Origin of the sequence: Campylobacter insulaenigrae NCTC 12927 (genome assembly GCF_000816185.1) — a bacterium.
Taxonomy (GTDB): domain Bacteria; phylum Campylobacterota; class Campylobacteria; order Campylobacterales; family Campylobacteraceae; genus Campylobacter_D; species Campylobacter_D insulaenigrae.
The window spans coordinates 220,752-239,284 of record NZ_CP007770.1 but is presented as its reverse complement, the minus strand read 5'-3'; the positions used below and the strand labels follow the sequence as shown (position 1 = coordinate 239,284).

General features: G+C 26.9%; 18 protein-coding genes and 1 pseudogene. 10 read left to right on the top strand and 9 right to left on the bottom strand.

The genetic code is table 11. The features are described from left to right. Positions 1-12 precede the first annotated feature (12 nt). The 3 genes from CINS_RS01355 to acpS all read left to right on the top strand — a co-directional run bounded on the left by CINS_RS01355 (position 13) and on the right by acpS (position 1,626). Entirely contained in the window at positions 13-645 is a 633-nt protein-coding gene (locus CINS_RS01355; protein WP_039649195.1) for a YheO-like PAS sensor domain-containing protein, read from the top strand. Between the two features lie 67 nt (positions 646-712). Next, positions 713-1,258, top strand: a complete 546-nt coding sequence (gene fliL, locus CINS_RS01350; RefSeq protein ID WP_039649194.1) for a flagellar basal body-associated protein FliL — start codon at positions 713-715, stop codon at positions 1,256-1,258. Continuing rightward, complete coding sequence (gene acpS, locus CINS_RS01345; protein WP_039649190.1) at positions 1,258-1,626, top strand: holo-ACP synthase; 369 nt, start codon at positions 1,258-1,260, stop codon at positions 1,624-1,626. The genes fliL and acpS overlap by 1 nt, the downstream gene beginning before the upstream one ends. Here acpS and fabG read toward each other — a convergent pair whose 3' ends face one another. Both fabG and gpmI read right to left on the bottom strand, forming a co-directional pair. Further along, positions 1,627-2,370: a 3-oxoacyl-ACP reductase FabG gene (fabG, locus tag CINS_RS01340; RefSeq protein ID WP_039649188.1), complete on the bottom strand. Its 744-nt coding sequence runs from the start codon at positions 2,368-2,370 to the stop codon at positions 1,627-1,629. A gap of 14 nt (positions 2,371-2,384) precedes the next feature. Then, entirely contained in the window at positions 2,385-3,863 is a 1,479-nt protein-coding gene (gpmI, locus tag CINS_RS01335) for a 2,3-bisphosphoglycerate-independent phosphoglycerate mutase (RefSeq protein ID WP_039649186.1), read from the bottom strand. 46 nt (positions 3,864-3,909) lie between these two features. Here gpmI and mraY point away from each other — a divergent pair, with 46 nt between their 5' ends. Continuing rightward, the gene (gene mraY, locus CINS_RS01330; protein WP_414973611.1) at positions 3,910-5,001 is read left to right on the top strand and encodes a phospho-N-acetylmuramoyl-pentapeptide-transferase; all 1,092 of its coding nucleotides are present in this window, start codon (positions 3,910-3,912) and stop codon (positions 4,999-5,001) included. Next, positions 5,001-6,200, top strand: coding sequence for a UDP-N-acetylmuramoyl-L-alanine--D-glutamate ligase (gene murD / locus CINS_RS01325; protein ID WP_039649179.1), 1,200 nt, complete (start codon positions 5,001-5,003; stop codon positions 6,198-6,200). The genes mraY and murD overlap by 1 nt, the downstream gene beginning before the upstream one ends. On the opposite strand, the gene CINS_RS01320 is transcribed toward murD, so the two are convergent. Next, entirely contained in the window at positions 6,197-7,057 is an 861-nt protein-coding gene (locus CINS_RS01320; protein WP_052251936.1) for a LysR family transcriptional regulator, read from the bottom strand. The two genes, murD and CINS_RS01320, sit on opposite strands and share 4 nt — an antisense overlap. A 112-nt stretch (positions 7,058-7,169) precedes the next feature. Between CINS_RS01320 and CINS_RS01315 the strand changes: the two genes are divergently transcribed. Further along, positions 7,170-8,213: a YeiH family protein gene (locus CINS_RS01315; RefSeq protein ID WP_052251935.1), complete on the top strand. Its 1,044-nt coding sequence runs from the start codon at positions 7,170-7,172 to the stop codon at positions 8,211-8,213. 8 nt (positions 8,214-8,221) lie between these two features. Here CINS_RS01315 and CINS_RS01310 read toward each other — a convergent pair whose 3' ends face one another. The 3 genes and pseudogenes from CINS_RS01310 to CINS_RS08045 all read right to left on the bottom strand — a co-directional run. Then, the gene (locus tag CINS_RS01310; protein WP_039649177.1) at positions 8,222-9,061 is read right to left on the bottom strand and encodes a universal stress protein; all 840 of its coding nucleotides are present in this window, start codon (positions 9,059-9,061) and stop codon (positions 8,222-8,224) included. Between the two features lie 15 nt (positions 9,062-9,076). After that, positions 9,077-10,177 (bottom strand): peptide chain release factor 2, encoded by a 1,101-nt coding sequence (prfB, locus tag CINS_RS01305; RefSeq protein WP_039649175.1) that lies wholly within the window; start codon positions 10,175-10,177, stop codon positions 9,077-9,079. Positions 10,178-11,381: 1,204 nt separating this feature from the next. After that, positions 11,382-11,913 (bottom strand): annotated as a pseudogene (locus tag CINS_RS08045) (glycosyltransferase family 2 protein); the annotation flags it as partial. A gap of 66 nt (positions 11,914-11,979) precedes the next feature. Here CINS_RS08045 and rimO point away from each other — a divergent pair. Together rimO and tilS are read left to right on the top strand one after the other, a co-directional pair. Further along, positions 11,980-13,290: a 30S ribosomal protein S12 methylthiotransferase RimO gene (gene rimO, locus CINS_RS01295; RefSeq protein ID WP_039649174.1), complete on the top strand. Its 1,311-nt coding sequence runs from the start codon at positions 11,980-11,982 to the stop codon at positions 13,288-13,290. 58 nt (positions 13,291-13,348) lie between these two features. After that, on the top strand, positions 13,349-14,314 hold the full coding sequence (tilS, locus tag CINS_RS01290; RefSeq protein ID WP_126437483.1) for a tRNA lysidine(34) synthetase TilS: 966 nt from the start codon (positions 13,349-13,351) through the stop codon (positions 14,312-14,314). On the opposite strand, the gene CINS_RS01285 is transcribed toward tilS, so the two are convergent. From CINS_RS01285 to CINS_RS01275, 3 genes are read right to left on the bottom strand one after another with little or no spacing between them, the layout of a single operon-like run. Beyond that, positions 14,292-15,659 carry a phosphomannomutase/phosphoglucomutase gene (locus CINS_RS01285; RefSeq protein ID WP_039649171.1) on the bottom strand — a complete coding sequence of 456 codons (1,368 nt, stop codon included), beginning with the start codon at positions 15,657-15,659 and terminating at the stop codon, positions 14,292-14,294. The two genes, tilS and CINS_RS01285, sit on opposite strands and share 23 nt — an antisense overlap. Next, positions 15,659-16,660: a diguanylate cyclase domain-containing protein gene (locus tag CINS_RS01280; protein WP_039649170.1), complete on the bottom strand. Its 1,002-nt coding sequence runs from the start codon at positions 16,658-16,660 to the stop codon at positions 15,659-15,661. The genes CINS_RS01285 and CINS_RS01280 overlap by 1 nt, the downstream gene beginning before the upstream one ends. 51 nt (positions 16,661-16,711) lie before the next feature. Continuing rightward, the gene (locus CINS_RS01275) at positions 16,712-16,909 is read right to left on the bottom strand and encodes a hypothetical protein (protein ID WP_052251934.1); all 198 of its coding nucleotides are present in this window, start codon (positions 16,907-16,909) and stop codon (positions 16,712-16,714) included. Between the two features lie 187 nt (positions 16,910-17,096). On the opposite strand from CINS_RS01275, the gene CINS_RS01265 reads away from it, so the two are divergent. Next, a complete protein-coding gene (locus CINS_RS01265; RefSeq protein WP_052251933.1) occupies positions 17,097-17,948 on the top strand; it encodes a superinfection immunity protein in 852 nt (283 codons plus the stop codon). 14 nt (positions 17,949-17,962) lie between these two features. Further along, complete coding sequence (locus CINS_RS01260; RefSeq protein WP_039649168.1) at positions 17,963-18,490, top strand: hypothetical protein; 528 nt, start codon at positions 17,963-17,965, stop codon at positions 18,488-18,490. The last annotated feature ends 43 nt before the right edge of the window (positions 18,491-18,533 follow it).

The following is an 18,533-nucleotide window of genomic DNA, read 5'->3' as shown; positions in this document are numbered from 1 at the left end:
AAGGGCAAAAACATGAATAAAAATACTAAAGCTTATTACATTAAGCTAGTGAAATTTCTAGCAGACACACTAGGGAGAAATTATGAGATTGTCTTACATGATGTTAGTGAAGATGGGGCAAATATAGCAGAAATTGCTAATAATCATATTAGCAAAAGGACTATAAATTCACCACTTACTGGTATTGCTATGGAGATGATTAAAAACAAAACTTATCTTGAGCGTGATTATATTACACATTATAAAACTTCAGATGAAAATTCAAAATCAATGAGTGGATCAACCTTTTTCATAAAAAAAGATGAAAAATTAGAAGGATTGCTTTGTATTAATCATGACACAACAGCTTTTAAAAAAATATCTGATGAAATTTTAAACCTAGCTTGTATTTATGATAATCCAAATGATGAAGTTGAAAATAAAGAATATATAAAATTAAATTTAGAAGAATTAATAAAAGATATCACTGGTATGAGTATAGAAAATTTTAAAAATAAAAATTTAAAACCCAAAGAAAAGCAAAAAATAATAGCGAGTTTTTACGAAAAAGGAGTGTTTAATGTAAAAGGTATTATACCAAAGGTAGCAGAAATTTTAAATATATCCGAACCAAGTGTGTATAGACATTTACAAAAAATAAAATAAGCATATCAATTTATATTATAGAATAATTTGATACAATTACAGTTTTATAAAATGCAAAAGGAATAATATGGCAGATGAAATGATGGATGAACAAGCTCAAACCAAAAAAAAAGGTGGAAATACTTTAGTTATTATTATTGTTGTATTTTTATTTGTTTTTTTATTAATCATTATAGGAGCTATAGCTTACTTAATGTTTAGTGGTAGTCCTGAAGAAAATCCTACCCCACAAACTGAAAATCAAACTCAAACTATGCAAACACCTAAAAAAACAAATTCTGTAGCTGCAAGAGGAAGTGATTATACAAATATTGGTGTAATGTATCCCTTAGCACCTTTTACTTTAAATTTACTTAGTGATGGTGGAGCTAGATATGTTAAATGCACTATTCAACTAGAGCAAAATGTCGAAACACTTACTCCTGAATTAGATAAAAAAAGTGCAATCATTAGGGATATTATTATTAGAACTTTAACTTCTAAAACATTTGAAGAAGTTAGTACGACCAAAGGAAAAGAAAGACTAAAAGATGAATTAACTGGTAAAATCAATGAAGTTTTGACCGATGGTTTTATTAAAAATATTTATTTTACAGATTTTGTCGTTTCTTAATGGTTGGATGTGATATAGTTGCATGTTCTCGTATAGAGAAGATTTACAATAGACACAAAACATTTTTCTTGGATAAATTTCTATCCAAGAAAGAACAAACATATATTAAAAATTCCAATACCTTAGCAGGGTTTTGGGCAATTAAAGAAGCTGCTTCTAAAGCTTTAGGAGTTGGAATTTCTAAAGAGTGTTCTTTTTTTGATATCATCATTTCCAAAGATGATAAAAATGCCCCTTATATTGATTTTTCACAAAAAGTTATAAAAAATTTTAATATAAAATCAAGTAGCGTTAGCATGGCTCATGATGGTGGATTTGCTATAGCCATTGTCACAATAGAAACATTAAGCAAGGATAACCTTGCTTAATTACATGTAAAGACCACCATTTACTTTTAAAGTCTCTCCTGTTATGTAAGAAGAAGAATCACTTAGTAAAAAAGCTACAGCTTGCGCTACTTCACTAGCTTCTGCAAGACGTTTTAGAGGAATATTATTAATATAATGCTGTTTTATTTCTTCACTCAAAACATCAGTCATATCGCTTTTAATAAATCCTGGGGTAATACAATTATATCTTATATTTCTAGCAGCACCTTCTTTAGCAAAAGATTTAGTAAGAGCTATCATACCTCCTTTACTTGCACTATAATTTGTTTGACCTGCATTTCCCATCTCACCTACAATGGAAGCTATATTTACAACTGCTCCAAAACGTTTTTTGCTCATAGTTTTTAAGGCTTCTCTACATCCTAAAAAACTCGAATTTAAATTAGCATTAATTACCGATGAAAAATCTTGCATGCTCATTCTAAGTGCCAATTTATCATTTGTGATACCAGCATTATTTACTAAATAACTCAATTCACCATCACTTTCTACAATTGTAGCAATTGCATTTATAAATTCTTCTTCTATACTAGCATCAAATTTTATTACAGCTGCTACACCACCATTTTTTTCTATTTCTTCTTTAAGTGCATCAGCAAGTTCAGGCTTACTTCTATAATTAATCCAAACTTTTAAACCATAACTTGATAATTCTTTAACTATAGCAGCACCTATACCTTTACTTGCACCTGTAATTAATACATTTTTTCCACTAAATTTCATTATTCTCCTTTGAATTAAAATAAAGCCTCATCCATTTCTTTTGGAATTGGCAAATCTAAGATTTTAAGCACACTAGCAGCAATATTACTAAGTCCTTTATTATTTTTTAATTTATTCACCCCACTTGCCTCTACAAAAGCAAATACATCAAAAGTGGTATGATTTGTCAGCATATTTTTATTTTTATCCCTCATCTCTTCACAATTACCATGATCAGAGGTTATAATGAAAGCATAATTATTTTCTCTAGCAACTTTAATTACTTTTCCTAAACACATATCAACACTTTCTACAGCCTTAATTGCTGCTTCAAAATTTCCTGTATGACCTACCATATCACCATTTGCAAAATTTACAACAATAAAATCTATACCGCTGTTAATACCTTTAACAACCTCATCACTCACTTCTTCTATACTCATTTGAGGTTGTTGATCATAGGTTTTTACCTTTGGGCTTGGAATTAAAACACGAGTTTCATTGATCTCTACTTCTTCTTTACCTCCATTGAAAAAGAATGTTACATGGGCATATTTTTCTGTTTCAGCTGTATGAAGTTGCGTTAAATTTGCCTTTGCTATAGTGGCAGCTAAAGTATTTTTTAACTCTTCTTTTTCAAACATCACAGGTAAATTAAAATTTTCATCATATAAACTCATGGTAATTGCATTACGAAAAATACATTCTCTACCAAATTCATTAAAATCTTCTTGGGTTAATGCTTGAACTAACTGACGCATTCTATCATTTCTAAAATTGATAAAAATTATACCATCATCTGGTCTGATTCCATCAAATGTAGGATTAATCACAGGAGTTAGAAATTCATCGGTGATATTTTTATCATAGTTTTCTTGTATAAATTGCAAAAAATCATCACTTATTTGAGCTTTTGCTAGTAAAGCATCATAATACGTTTTTATTCTCTCATAACGTTTATCTCTATCCATGGCATAAAATCTACCAGATAAAGAAGCTAAACATATATTTTCATCTTTACAAAAATCATATAATCTTCTAATAAAATCCAAACCTGATTTTGGAGAACAATCTCTTCCATCACTAATTGCATGAGCAAACACTTCTTTATTTTCTTGCTTGCAAATTTTCAAAAGGGCATCAAAATGTGTATGCATAGAATGCACACCTCCATCACTATAAAGACCTATAACATGAATTCTCTCAGATTTATTCAAAAGATTTTGCAAAGCATTATTTTCTCTTATGGTATTATCATCAATTGCTTGATTAATTTTTACTAAATTTTGATAGATTACACGACCACTACCTATACACATATGTCCTACTTCGCTATTTCCCATCTGACCTTCAGGCAAACCGACAGCTAAACCACTTGTCTTAATTAAAACATTTGGAGTATTCTTAAAAAGCTCATCATATGTTGGTTTTTTGGCATGAAAAAATGCATTAAATTCTTGATTATCGTTATATCCTATACCATCTGTTATTATTAAAACACATTTTTGACTCATTTTTTACTCTTTTTTATGATTTATTTATTATGATTTTACTAAAATTATGCTTTCAAAAAACAAACATAAGGTTAAAATTTTGCTTTATCTTACAAATTATACTGATTATATGTTTTTTTCTTACATAAGTGTGCGAGCTGGATTTGCTTTTTTTATTGCATTATTTTTAAGTTTATATTTTATGCCACGATTTATTAAATGGGCGCAAAATAAAAAAGCAAACCAACCAATTTACCAATACGCTCCACAATCTCACCAAGTAAAATGCCACACTCCAACAATGGGAGGGTTGATTTTTATATTCGCTACCATTATTGCAAGTGTTATATGCGCTGATTTAAATAATTTTTATGTAATAGTAGGTTTGTTGTGTTTGATTTTATTCTGTGGTATAGGTTTAATTGATGATTTAGGTAAAATTTTAAAAAAAGACAATCATGCAGGACTTAGTCCAAAAATGAAATTATTTAGTCAATTTGGTGCTGCTTTAATTTGTGTCGTGTTGCTTTATATAATGAATATAAATACCGAATTTTATCTACCACTTTATAAATATGCCTTATTTGATGGTAGTATTTTTATGTTAATTTTATGGGTCTTAGTTTTGATATCAAGCTCAAATGCTGTCAACCTAACCGATGGATTAGATGGTCTTGCAACAGTTCCTTCAATGTTTTCATTGGTGAGTCTTGGAATTTTTTTATATCTAAGCGGCAATGTCATTTATAGCTCTTATTTATTTTTACCAAAAATTCAAGGTCTAGGAGAACTTGTAGTAGTAAGCGCTGCTTTGATTGGTTCTTTGATGGGATTTTTATGGTATAACTGCTATCCTGCGCAAGTTTTTATGGGCGATAGCGGAAGTTTAAGCATAGGTGCTTTTTTAGGTTATCTTGGTATAGTTAGTAAAAATGAAATTTTACTTTTATTGATTGGTTTTGTTTTCGTCTTAGAAACAATTTCAGTAATTTTACAAGTAGGTAGTTTTAAAATTTTTAATAAAAGAGTATTTAAAATGGCACCAATTCATCATCATTTTGAAAAAGTAGGTTGGGTGGAAAACAAAATTATTGTCCGTTTTTGGATGATTGCACTACTTGCAAATATCATTGCATTGATTAGTATAAAGTTAAGATAATGAAAATTTCACTTTTTGGATATGGAAAAACTACAAAAGCTTTTGCGCAACGCTTCGCAAATTGCGATATCTATGATGATAATTTTAAAGATATTAGTAAAGATGAATTTAACAACACTTTTTTACCACCACATGAATTTGATTCTAATAAAAGTACATTAGAAATTCCAAGCCCTGGGTTTCCTAACGATCATTTTCTCATAAAAAATGCAAAAAATTTAATCAGCGAATATGACTTTTTTTATGATGCTATGCCAAAAAGTGTATGGATAAGTGGCACAAATGGCAAAACAACTACTACCCAAATGACTCATCATTTATTAAAACATATCAATGCACAAATGGGTGCAAACATAGGAATACCTTTAGCAAATTTAGATACAAACGCAAATTTATGGATACTAGAGAGTTCTTCTTTCTCGCTTTTTTATACTAAGGTTGCAAAACCTGAAATTTATGCGCTCTTACCTATAAGTCCTGATCATCTCTCATGGCATAATAATTTTAAAGAATACGAAGAAGCTAAATTAAAAGTATTAAAACGAATGAATGAAAATGATGTTGCAATATTACCTAAAAAATATGAAACTTATCCTTGTGCAGCTCATATTATAAGTTACTTTGATGAATACGAACTTGCCCACAAAATGGAAATCGACGTAGAAAAAATAAATTTTAAAACACCCTTTTTACTTGATGCAATAATGGCACTAAGTATTGAAAAAATTATATTAGATCGATGCTCTTATGATCTTTTAAACGAATTTAAAATTGAAAAAGATAAATTAGAAGAATTAAATGACCATAAAAATAGACTATGGGTAAATGATACCAAAGCTACAAATTTAGATGCGAGTTTAGCGGCATTAAAACGCTACAAAGAAAAATCAATTCATCTTATTATAGGTGGAGATGATAAAGGAGTAGATCTTAGTGATTTATTTAATTTTATGAAAACACTAAATATAAAACTTTATGCCATAGGTTCTAATACAGATAAAATTTTAACATTAGCAAAAAAAGCAAATATACAAGCGTATTCTTGCAAATTTTTAGATGTTGCAGTAAATAAAATAAATGAGAATTTAAAAATTGGTGAAATTGCTCTTTTAAGTCCAGCTTGTGCTAGTTTGGACCAATTTAAATCCTATCAAGAAAGAGGAGAAAAATTTAAAAAATATATAGCGAATTTAACTTAAAATTCTCTTTGAATCTGTTTGATTAAAAATTCACAAAAATTTATAAATTTCTTGTTTGGTTCCTTGCTTTTATGATAAATCACAAACAATTCTCTTGAAATTTTAAAATTTTTTAATCTTATTTGAAATAATTTTTTATTTTCTAGTTCTTCTTTTACGCTAAATTTTGGTAAAACAGCTAAAAAATTTCCTTTTTTTACAAGTTCTTTTATCATAGCTGTAGAATTTAATTCATATATTAATTTTAAATCAACACCTTTTGGAAGAGCATTTAAAAATACTTCTCTAGCTCCAGAACCTTTTTCTCTACTAAGCCATTTAAAATTTTTTAATTCATCTATAAAAAAATCTTTATTAAAATAATTTTTACTAACAACGATTAATTCATCATCACAAATTTTAATTTTTCGAAGATCTTTGTCTTTACATATACCTTCTATTACGCCAAGATCAATCTCCTTCTCTAAAACACTTTTTATGATATTTTTACTATTATCTAACGAAAGATCTAATTTTATATTATCATCTTTTTTATCTAAAACTCCACAAAGTAAATAAATACCGATATTTTGACTAACCTTCATGCTTAATTCGTAAAAATTATCATCTTGCATTTGCTTTTGTATGCATTCAAATTCAAAAATCAAAGGAGAAATTTGTTTTAAAAATACCTTACCTTTTTCATTTAAACTTAGAAATTTTGAATTTCTATCAAATAATTTTACATTTAAATTTTTTTCTAATTCAAAAATAGCCAACGAAAGTGCAGCTTGAGTAATATTTAATTCCTTTGCACAAGATCTTAAATTTAGATTTTTACTTAGTGCTTGAAAATATTTTATTTGCTTAAAAGTCAAAATAGTCCTTAAATATGATAAATATTTTTTATCATTATATCAAATAAAATTAATTTTTCTAATCATTTAAAAAAAGCTAAAATTGCACAGAAATTATAAAAAAAGGAATTATATGCACAAAAAAAGAAAAAATATTTACAAAGGTAGAAAATTTGAAAGTGCTATGTTATTAATTGTATTAGCATTTTGTTCATATGCTGTATCAGAACTTTCATTTTTTAAAAATTATGGGATTTCAGCTTTAATTGTAGCAGTGCTTATTGGAGCTATGATAGGAAATTTTGCACATCAAAATACAACTTTACTTAAAAAAACAGGAATCTTAAATATAGCTACAAAACAAGTTTTGAGACTTGGCATAATACTCTATGGCTTTAGAATTACTTTTTATGACATACAACAAGTTGGAATGGGTGGTATTTGCGTAGCTTTAATAATAGTATTTTCTACATTTTTTATAGGACTTTTACTTGGGAAATTTTTCAAACTTGATTTAAAAGAAAGTATGTTAATTAGTAGTGGTTCTAGTATATGTGGTGCAGCAGCAGTTATGGCTAGTGAAAGTATAATAAAAGGTGGTCCAGATAGAGTTGGTATAGCTATTTGCACCGTAGTTGTTTTTGGGACTTTAGGAATGTTTTTATTTCCTATTGCTTGGAATTTAGGTTGGCTTAACTTTTTTGATCTAAATCATATGGGATATTTTATGGGAGCTACGCTACATGAGGTTGCGCATGCAGTTGCTGCAGGAGAAGCCATAAAAGCTGGAGATAGTGCTGTTATTGAAAAAATGATCAGAGTTTTAATGTTAGTTCCATTTTTAATATTTCTTGCAATTTTTTCTTTAAAATTTTTAAATAAAAATGGTGAAAAAGTTGGTATAAAAGATAATATTCCTTATTTTGCTTTATGGTTTTTAATAGCAAGTGGAATTAGTTCTTTAGATATACTAAATACTGATTTTGCTATAACCTACATAAAATCAACAATTACAATTATAGATACACTTTTGCTTTCTATTGCTATGGTGGCATTAGGTGTCAATATACATAGAAATGTTATTTTAAAAGCAGGATTTAAACCTTTTTTTATGGCTTTGGTACTTTTTGTATGGCTTATAGTATCAGGAATTTTTCTTGTTAATTATTTTATGTAATTTTCTAACTAGCGTATTAACAATAAAGGTTTTTTAGATTTTGTTAAAATTTCATTTGTTAAGCTTCCAAAAAGAATACTTTTTAACCAATGATGAGAATACGCACCCATTATAAGCAAATCTACATTATTTTGCTCTTGAAAATCAAACAAAGCTTTACAAATTTCACCATTTAGATGCTTAGTTTCGATTGTTAAATTTGCATCTTTAAAAAGTTTATTTGCCTGCAACAATAATTCCCAAGAATTTTTCTCATCGTTAGATACATTTACTACATAACGCTTTGCATCTTTAAAAAGTGGGGCTTGTATTGCTTGTGTTATAGCTTTTTTTGCTAATTGGCTTCCATCATATGCCATCATAACGCTTTTTATTTCTTTAAAAGCAGAATTTATCAGTAAAATTGGCACGTTAAGTGCTCTTACTAATTCTTCTATGTGCTTTCCTATCTTTTGTTTTTCTCCATTACCTTTTAATCCAGCTATAACTAGTCTCATCTTACCATCATAGTCTTTTAAAATTTCTTCTAAATCACCATCTCTTTGTACACCAAAGCACTCAGCAACACCTTTGTCTTTTGCGTAAAGACTCAATTCTTTTAAAATTTTTTTACTTTCTTTACATAAATTTTCATTCTTTTGAGTTTGTTCTTCAACCAAATCTTCTATCACGCATCCACTAGAACCTATTCCAAAGCTACAAGCAAGCTCTGTATTAGTAAAATTTGATTCTACAACATATAAAAACATCAAAGGTAAATTTAATTTTTTAGCAAAATATATACCATAATCTACACTATTTTTACAAGGTTCTAAAATATCAATACAAACTAAAATTTTTTGTCTCATATTAACCCCCAAATCTTAGTTTTGCGACTTTTGCGTAATTAATACACCTTCAATTATTTTTTTAATATCCCCATCTAAAATATTATCAACCTGAGCATAAGCTTCATTAGAACGATTATCTTTTACCTGCTGATAAGGAAAAAGCACATAAGAACGAATTTGATGGCCCCAACCTATTTCACTTTTTTCATTTGCATTGGTCTCATCTTGTTGCTTCATAAGTTCAAGCTCATAAAGACGTGATTTTAGCATTTTAAAGGCTGTGGCTTTATTTTTGTGTTGGCTTCTATCATTTTGACATTGCACTACTATACCTGTTGGAAAATGCGTGATTCTTACAGCTGATTCTGTTTTATTAACATGTTGCCCTCCAGCTCCACTTGCTCTATAATAATCAATCCTTATATCTTTTTCTTCAATCTCTATCTCTATATCATCATCAAGCTCAGGACTTACCATCACACTAGAAAAGCTAGTATGACGACGCCCTGCACTATCAAAAGGTGAAGTTCTAACAAGACGGTGTATGCCATTTTCAGCTTTTAAATACCCATAAGCATTCTCACCCTTAACTAAAAAACTCACATCCTTAAGCCCTGCTTCATCACCTTCTTGAAAGTCCAAAGTTTCTACTTTAAAACCTTCTCTTTCACAAAATCTTAAATACATTCTATAAAGCATACTAGCCCAATCATTACTTTCAGTGCCACCTGCACCAGGGTGGATAGAGACGATGGCATTTTTATTATCATTTTCTCCGCTTAAAAGCATAGAAATTTCAAGACTTACTATAAGTTCTTCTAAATTTGTAGCATCATCAAACAAAGCTTCTATAGTTTCATCATCATTTTCACTACTTGCAAGCTCAAAAAGCTCACTAGCATCATTAAGAGTATTATTAGCATTTTCGTATTTTTTAAGTAAATTAGCTATTTTAGTTTTTTCTTTTCCTATAACGCCAGCTTGCTTAATATCATTCCAAAAATTTGGAGAATTTTCTAAATCTTCTATTTCTTTTAATCTTATCATAATATCTTGTGGCTTTATAATAGAAGCGATATTTCCAACTTTATTTTTAAGCTTTTTTAAAAGCTCACTATATTCGTAACTATCCATAAAAATTTTCTTTCTAATTTTAATATAATTTAATTTTTTAATTTTAGCAAAAATTAAAAAGAAATTATTTAATTTTGCTTAAATTCCCTTTTCAACTTCCTAATTTCAAACCATAATTTGATATACCCGCCCTTATACCAATTTTTATTAGCTTATATAAAAGCTTGTCCTAGTTTATAAGTAAAACATTCTTTTTCTTTTAAAGCTTCTTTATAATCAGGATATTGTTCTAAAAAAGGTAATTTTAAAGAAAGATCTTTTTTAATTTTTTCTTGATAGATTTTTTGTTCTTGTTTGTGTTTATCTTTTATATAAGATAATACAAAAGGCATTCTTATATAACCTAAGAAAGATTTAGAATTTACTATCATAGCTTGACCTAGTTTATAAGAAAGTTGATTTTGAATGTGGGATCTTGCTGTGCCATATTTAGTTTGAAATGATAATAATTTTTCTTTTTCTTGTATGATATTTTCCAAATTTAAAATTTTATTAGCTTTACTTACTAATTTCAAACCTCTAGATTCTATTTGATCGTATAAATTTTTATTATATAAACTATTATCTATGATTACATCTTTAAAAAAATCGCTTATAAAATGTAAGGTATATTCTGCAGAATTGCTAAGATTAATTAATTTAAGAAATATATCATATAATATAAAACCTAAGCATTTCTCTGGAAAATGTAAAATTTCATTTCTCCATAATTTCAATTTTTCACTAAAAATATATTGAAATATTTCAATATATTGTTTATCTTGATTTTCCTCTATAAATTTAAAAACCATTGCCGCTGTTAAAAATAAACTACTATGACGATAATATTGTCTTGTTAATTTTATATCCTTGAATTCTTTATATATATAATTATTATACAGAGCTAAACTATTTAAATTAGGATTTTTTATTGAACTCATTATACTGTCTGTTCTTTGTCTATAGAAATATAATTTCTTTAGCAACACAAATATATATTTAGATTGAAAAAATAAAAGTTTAGCGAAATAATGATCTTCATGCGAAATTTTATCTAGAAACTTAAGTTTAATAAATTTCAGATAATTGAAATTTATCATACCATGCCAACCAAACCAAAAAGAATTTTGTTTTATATAAGCAGTTCTGTCCAGCCAATATTTTAAAGAAATTATACCTGAATGATTCAACCCATATCCTTCCAATATAGTACTTGGTATTATATCTGGTTTTTCTATATCATCATAATAAAAAAAATGATCAAACCAAACAATCTCAACCCCCTCCATTCTAGGAACACATTCTTCTATGCAGTTTAATTCCCAATAATCATCAGAATCTAAAAAGATAATATAATCTATAATAGGATAAGTAAAGTTAGTTAAATCTTGTTCATTATTAAAAACTTTAGAGCTTTTATAAGCTTTGTATATATTGTAATGATTATTTTCTACATTAAATTCTATTAAATCATTTTCTGTGTTTGTACTTTGTAGTTTATATTCTCCACTAAAATATTCTATACCTACATTTCTAGCAGTGCTTTGTCCACCATTTTCTTTATCAAATAAAATAAATCTTTCATCTTTTAAAGTATATTCTTTAGCTATATTAAGTGAATTTTCATCTGTACTTCCATCATTAACTAATACTATTTCTAAATTTTTATAAGTTTGATTGATTACACTATCTAAACATTCTCTTAGATATTTTTCTACATTATATATGGGAATAACTACGCCGACTTTTTTATTCATTGTAAATGCCTTGATTTTTATTTTTATATTATACTATCATTCTGAAAAATTGTATTTAGGAGAATTATGTCAAAACTTTTTTTAATGTCTTTAGGTTGTAATAAAAATTTAGTTGATAGTGAAATTATGCTTGGATGTTTAAATACATATGAAATTTGCGATGAACCAAGCAAAGCTGACGTATTGATAGTAAATACTTGTGGATTTATAGAAAGTGCTAAAAAAGAAAGTATTAATGCGATTTTAAATTTACATGAACAAAGAAAAAAAGATTCTTTGTTAGTAGTAACTGGATGCTTAATGCAACGCTATCAAGAGGAATTAATGAAAGAATTACCCGAAGTAGATCTTTTTAGCGGTGTTGGTGATTATGAAAAAATAGATGAAATGATACTTAAAAAAACCAATCTTTTTTCAAATTCTACTTATTTACAAAATGAAAACACTGAACGTGTTATCACAGGATCAAATTATCATGCTTTTATTAAAATTGCTGAAGGCTGTAATCAACAATGCTCTTTTTGCGCTATACCTAGTTTTAAAGGTAAGCTAAAATCTCGATCTTTAAAAAGCATAGTCAATGAAGTTAAAACTCTTGTTGATAAAGGTTATAAAGATTTTTCTTTTATCGCGCAAGATACAAGCTCATATTTGTTTGATCAAGGACAGAAAAATGGACTTTTAAAACTTATTGAATCAATAGAAAGTATTCAAGGAATAAAAGCAGCTAGAATTTTATACTTATATCCAACAAGCATCAGCAAAGAAGTAATAGAAAAGATTATTAATTCAAAAGTTTTTGTAAATTATTTTGATATGCCTTTACAACATATAAGCGATAATATGCTTAAAATTATGAAACGTGGAGCCAATAAAGCAAAATTAATCGAACTTTTAAATTTAATGAAACAAGCTCCGAATTCATTTTTGCGTACAGGTTTTATAATAGGGCATCCTGGTGAAAGAGATGAAGATTTTGAAGAATTATGTACTTTTATAAAAGAATTTAGTTTTGATAGGATTAGTATTTTTGCCTATTCTAAAGAAGAAGACACTGCAGCTTTTAACATGGAACAAATTCCTAGCAAAATCATCAATAAAAGATTAAAAACTATAGAAAAAATTGTTGATGAATGCATAGAATCAAGTTTCAAAAGACAAGTTGGCAAAAAAATTCTAGCATTTTGTGAGGGAAAAAGTAGCGAAGGTGACTTTTTTATAGGAGCTAAGGATATTTGCTGGGATAGAAATATTGATGGCGAAATTCTTATTAATGAAAGTGATTGTGGAGATTTAATTATGGGTGAAATTTATGAGTGTGAGTTACTTGATAATATAGACAAAAAACTTATTGCTAAAGCTTTAAGAAAGAAATAACAACTAGTCAAAATATTAAATATGTCTAAAAAGTAGATAAAAAATTTAAATTATAAAAATGATAGAACAATACTATAATATTTTAACACAAGGAAAAAATCTTTTAGCCTTTTCTCATGGTAGTGATTCTAGTGCTTTGTTTTTTATACTTTTAGAAAAAAATATAGAATTTGATTTGATATTTATTAATTATAAAACACGCTTAAGTAGTGATATAGAAGAACAAAGTGCCAAAGAATTAGCTAAAAAATACAATAAAAAAATTTTTATCAAAATAGCACCTAAGATAGAAAAAAATTTTGAAGCAAACGCAAGGCAAGTGCGCTATGATTTTTTTAATGAAATTTGCAAAAAATATCATTATGATAATCTAATTTTAGCCCATAATTTAAATGATAAATTTGAATGGTTTTTAATGCAAGTTAGTAAAGGTGCTGGTTTTGTGGAGCTATTGGGCTTTAAAGACATAGAACAAAGAGAAAATTTTACTATCATTAGACCCTTATTAAATACTAGTAAAAACGAAATTATAAATTTTTTAAAACAAGAAAACATTAAATATTTTAATGATGAAAGTAATCAAGATGAAAAATATTTTAGAAATCATATAAGAATTAATTATACAAATGAATTTTTACTCAAATTTGAAAATGGAGTTAAAAATACTTTTAAATATTTAGAAAAAGATTTGATGTTTTTTGAAAATAAATTTGATGTTTTTTGTGGAATTTATATTTGTTTTAAACACGAAAGTGTGATCGCTAAATGCTTTAAACGCTTAGGCATACTTTTAAGCTTCAAACAACGCCAAGAAGCTTTAAAACACGATGGAGTAATTTCTCATAAAATTGCTATTGTATATATCCAAAATAAAGCTTTAATTTTTCCTTTTACTATTTGCGAAAAAATTCCTAAAGAATTTAAAGAAAATTATAGAAAGGCGAAAATTCCTAAGCTTTTAAGAGCATATTTGTACCAAAACCACATTGATTGCAATGAGCTTATGCAAGCTCTTTTAAAATAAGTTTATAGGTTTCTTTCACTTTTGCTTGAAGAAAATCTTTAAAATCTTTAGTTGTAGCTTCTGTTCTCATAATAAGATAAGGGCTTGTATTTGAAGCACGCAAAAGCGCCCAACCATTTTCAAAAATAATTCTTACACCATCAATTTCATTACATTCGAGCATATTTTCAAAAATATTAGCTTTTACTTTTTCTTTAAATTTTTCTATAATTTGGAACTTATTTTCTTCACTAACCTTTAACTTCACCTCATCACTTGCATAAAGTTTTGGTAGTTCATCAACTAAAGCCTTGAGATTATAATTTTTTGCTAAAAGCTCTAAAGTCCTCAAAAATGCATAAATTCCATCATCATAGCCAAAATATCTATCTTTAAAAAAGATATGACCACTTAATTCTGCTGCTAAATCTATATTATGTTCTTTCATCATTGCTTTGATATTAGAATGTCCTGTTTTACCCATCATAATAAAACCAAATTTAGCCACTTCATCAAAAAGATTTTTAGAACATTTTACTTCCCCTAAAACTCTAGGATTTTCAATATTTTTAGCAAATAAATAACAAAGCTCATCACCTTTAAAAACATAATCGCCGCTTACAACCACCAAACGATCTCCATCTCCATCAAAGGCAAAGCCCATTTTCGCTTGCATATCTTTTTTTAAAACTTCTTGTAAGACATACAAATTTTCAAGTTCCGTTGGATCAGGCGCGTGATTTGGAAAATTACCATCTGCTTCTTCGAATAAGATTTGCACATTAAGACCTAATTTTTCAGTTAAAGGTCTAATAATTACACCAGTGGCTCCATTAGCACAATCAATAACAATTTTTTCCTTATAATTTCTAAGATGATTAAAATGCTTAACTAAGAAATCTATATACGCATTTTTTATATCATAAGCCTCACATTGAAAATTATCCTCTATATTTATATTTAAATATTTTTGTACTTTCTTGGAAAGAATTTTTAAATTTTCACCAAAAAAACTTTCTTTATTGATAGTAATTTTAAAACCATTGTATTCTTTAGGATTATGTGATCCTGTTATCATAATATTTGCATCAAACATATCATCAAAAAATAAACTAAAATATCCCATAGGAGTTGGACCTAATCCTATATTGTATACTTTCATACCAGCTTTATTTAATCCACTTATTAAATAATTAAAAAGCTCATTTGCACTATATCTTGCATCATAACCCACACTAATTTTATGGCATTTTTTTTCTTTCATCACTAAGCCTAAAGCATAGCCTATAGCTTTAACACTCTTTTCGTTAAGTTCACTAGGATAAAGACCTCTAATATCATATTCTCTAAAAATCAAATCTAACATCATAATTCCTTTATTTTTTTAAGCTCAATTTTAGCTTGCTTAATACTTTTTTCTATGTCAGTATTTTCATTTGATAAACAAAGCGAAATTTCCAACTTAGCACTTTCTTCATTAAATTCAAAGATATATTTTTGCATAAAATTCTCTAGCATTTGTAATTTGCTCTGCACAAACGCTACACTTTCTTCTTCAAAAACAATTATTAAATAATCTCTCTCATCTTTAAAAATTCTAGCATGCAATGCTTTTTTAAGAATTTTAGTAAAAGAATGCAAAACATACTCTTGCATCTTATATCCCTTATCATCACGAATTTGATTAAGATTTTTAAGTTTAATTACTGCTAAATGAAAATTTTCTAATCCTTGTGAGTATCTTCTTAAAGCTTTTAAATTTGGTAAATTTGTAATGCTGTCAAAAAAAGCTATTTTATAAGCTTTATATATCAAAAAAGTTATAAAAACTAAAGATGCAAATTCATAATATCCTAAATCTACATTATTGTAAAATAAAAATTGCACACTCAAACCTACATAAGCAAATAAAAAATGAAAATCATTGTTTTTAAAATACGAAAATAATAAAAATATAAATCCTACCCAAAATATACAATAGCTAAATTCACTAATAGGCTTAAAAAATCCATTATAAAAACCAAAAATTTCACTTGTTATATAAGAATTAAAATTTGTATTTGTGCTAAGAATCAAAGCAATAATGCTAATAAAAATGATATAGGTAAATTTAATAAAATTTATTTTTTCAAAAACTAATTTACTATCTTGCAAAAAAACAAAAAGCACATATGAAAATGGTAAAAATATAGAAATAAACAAATGTGCTTGGTATTCACTAGCAACCAAAGAAAGACTTCTAGCACACAAAATCAACAAAAGTAAGAAAAAGATTTTATTTTGTTTAAAAAAATAAGCTAGGCATAAGGCTAAAATTTCTAGAACAAAACTCAAAGAAGGTAAAAAAGATAATAAAACCAAACTCAATCAATAACCTTAAATAAAAAATAATCCTGAAATTATACAATAAAAATAAATCTATTTTTTTAATACATATTTTTGCACATCTTTTTGAATTGATGAAAGTTTTTCATAATATTCTTTACTTTCCTTGACAGCTTCTTCAAAAGCCAATCCTTGCATAATTATGCGATAAAGGTTAGGACGTGTTTTTTTCCAATTCCGTAAAGTTTGAACATCAACACCTAAAAAGCCTGCTATATCTCGTTTTGTCATTTTAAATATCTTTTTCAAATATAATTTGGTAAAGATACTTCAATAATCTTTAAAAGCAAACAACATAATATTTATTCTTTATTTAATATAAAAATATAAATATTATTTATTTTAAGATTTATTTTATATTTATTTTTTATAATTTTGAAAATAAAATCTAAGTTAAAAAATTAAGGAGGAGTTAAATGTGAGTGCTGAAGAAATAGGTAATACTACAGCTATTATAATATTTACATTATATATGCTTCCATCAGTAATAGCACTTTGTAGAAAACATAGCAACTGGTTTGCAATTATTGCTTTAAACTTATTGCTGGGATGGACTTTAATAGTATGGATTGTTTGTTTAATATGGTCTTTCATAAATAAATCACAGCAAGCAATAATTATACAAAATGAAAAAATAATATCAAAGGATAAAAAAATGAATAAAAAAATTAAAATTGCTTTTATAGCAGGATTAGCAAGTTTATTTGTAGCATGTGGTGGAGAAAAATTTCCAGGACAACCGAGTGATACAGTCAAAATAAACCAAAGTCAATATACAAATGGAAATCTTAAAGAAGAAATTCCTTACAATTCTCAGTCTAGAATTCATGGAATAAAAAGAACTTTTTTTAGTAATGGACAATTACAAAGTGAAGAAGAGTATAAAGATGGTAAAAAAGAAGGATTTGTAAAACAATATTTTGAAAATGGACAACTCCAACTTGAAGCACAAACTAAAAACAATCAATATGATGGACAATTTAAATCTTATTATGACGATGGAAAAATAGAAGTCGAAGGAACTTATAAAAATGGAAAATATATTGGTGCTTATAAATTATATGCTTCTAATGGGAATATCGTTTCAGAGCAAAACTACAACAAAGATGGTAAAAAAGATGGAATTTTTAAAGAATATAATCCAGATGGAGCCTTAATGTCAGAAGAAGAATATAAAAATGATTTAAAAAATGGTATTTTTAGAAAATATAGAAATGGCGCTATAATAGACGAGCAAAAATTTGAAAATGGAAAATTAATTCAAAAATAATCTAAAGGTTTTCTATGAAAAAAATTATTTTATTCTTACTTTTTCATACTTTTGTTTTTGCAAATTTTTTACCAAAATGTGATGATCCAAAAATCATCACTCTTTTAGACCAGAAATTAAAGGATTTTTATATATCACACTATGATGAAATGTTTAATACAGCTATAAAAGAAAAATTAAATCAAAGTGATTTTGAACCAGCTACATTTTTTGAAAAAAATAAAATTGAAGTTTTTAATGGAATTAAAAATTTTAACTTTGGTTTTCAAAATTTTAAATTTATCATTGACAGTAATATTCCAAATATTAGACATTGCAGTGTTAAAGCTTCTTCACCTTTTTTATTTTCAGCCCTAGCAATAGATGTTAATGATGTTGATATGGCAGAGTATATAAAAATAGAAGGAATTTATAACATAACACAATTAGAATCAGAAATTTATATTGAGATTGTTACAGGTTTTGCAATAGATGTATTTTATGATTTTCTTGAAGATAATAAGAAATTTTTAAAAGAAATTTCTATAAAAGATTTCAAATAATACTCATTATTTGATACAATTTCAAGCAAAAAACTTAGGAATA

Bases quoted from the DNA above. Each gene is read 5' to 3' on its own strand.
- CINS_RS01355 (WP_039649195.1), top strand. From the start codon at position 13: ATGAATAAAAATACTAAAGCTTATTACATTAAGCTAGTGAAATTTCTA.
- fliL (WP_039649194.1), top strand. From the start codon at position 713: ATGGCAGATGAAATGATGGATGAACAAGCTCAAACCAAAAAAAAAGGT.
- acpS (WP_039649190.1), top strand. From the start codon at position 1,258: ATGGTTGGATGTGATATAGTTGCATGTTCTCGTATAGAGAAGATTTAC.
- fabG (WP_039649188.1), bottom strand. From the start codon at position 2,370: ATGAAATTTAGTGGAAAAAATGTATTAATTACAGGTGCAAGTAAAGGT.
- gpmI (WP_039649186.1), bottom strand. From the start codon at position 3,863: ATGAGTCAAAAATGTGTTTTAATAATAACAGATGGTATAGGATATAAC.
- mraY (WP_414973611.1), top strand. From the start codon at position 3,910: ATGCTTTCAAAAAACAAACATAAGGTTAAAATTTTGCTTTATCTTACA.
- murD (WP_039649179.1), top strand. From the start codon at position 5,001: ATGAAAATTTCACTTTTTGGATATGGAAAAACTACAAAAGCTTTTGCG.
- CINS_RS01315 (WP_052251935.1), top strand. From the start codon at position 7,170: ATGCACAAAAAAAGAAAAAATATTTACAAAGGTAGAAAATTTGAAAGT.
- CINS_RS01310 (WP_039649177.1), bottom strand. From the start codon at position 9,061: ATGAGACAAAAAATTTTAGTTTGTATTGATATTTTAGAACCTTGTAAA.
- prfB (WP_039649175.1), bottom strand. From the start codon at position 10,177: ATGGATAGTTACGAATATAGTGAGCTTTTAAAAAAGCTTAAAAATAAA.
- rimO (WP_039649174.1), top strand. From the start codon at position 11,980: ATGTCAAAACTTTTTTTAATGTCTTTAGGTTGTAATAAAAATTTAGTT.
- tilS (WP_126437483.1), top strand. From the start codon at position 13,349: ATGATAGAACAATACTATAATATTTTAACACAAGGAAAAAATCTTTTA.
- CINS_RS01285 (WP_039649171.1), bottom strand. From the start codon at position 15,659: ATGTTAGATTTGATTTTTAGAGAATATGATATTAGAGGTCTTTATCCT.
- CINS_RS01275 (WP_052251934.1), bottom strand. From the start codon at position 16,909: ATGACAAAACGAGATATAGCAGGCTTTTTAGGTGTTGATGTTCAAACT.
- CINS_RS01260 (WP_039649168.1), top strand. From the start codon at position 17,963: ATGAAAAAAATTATTTTATTCTTACTTTTTCATACTTTTGTTTTTGCA.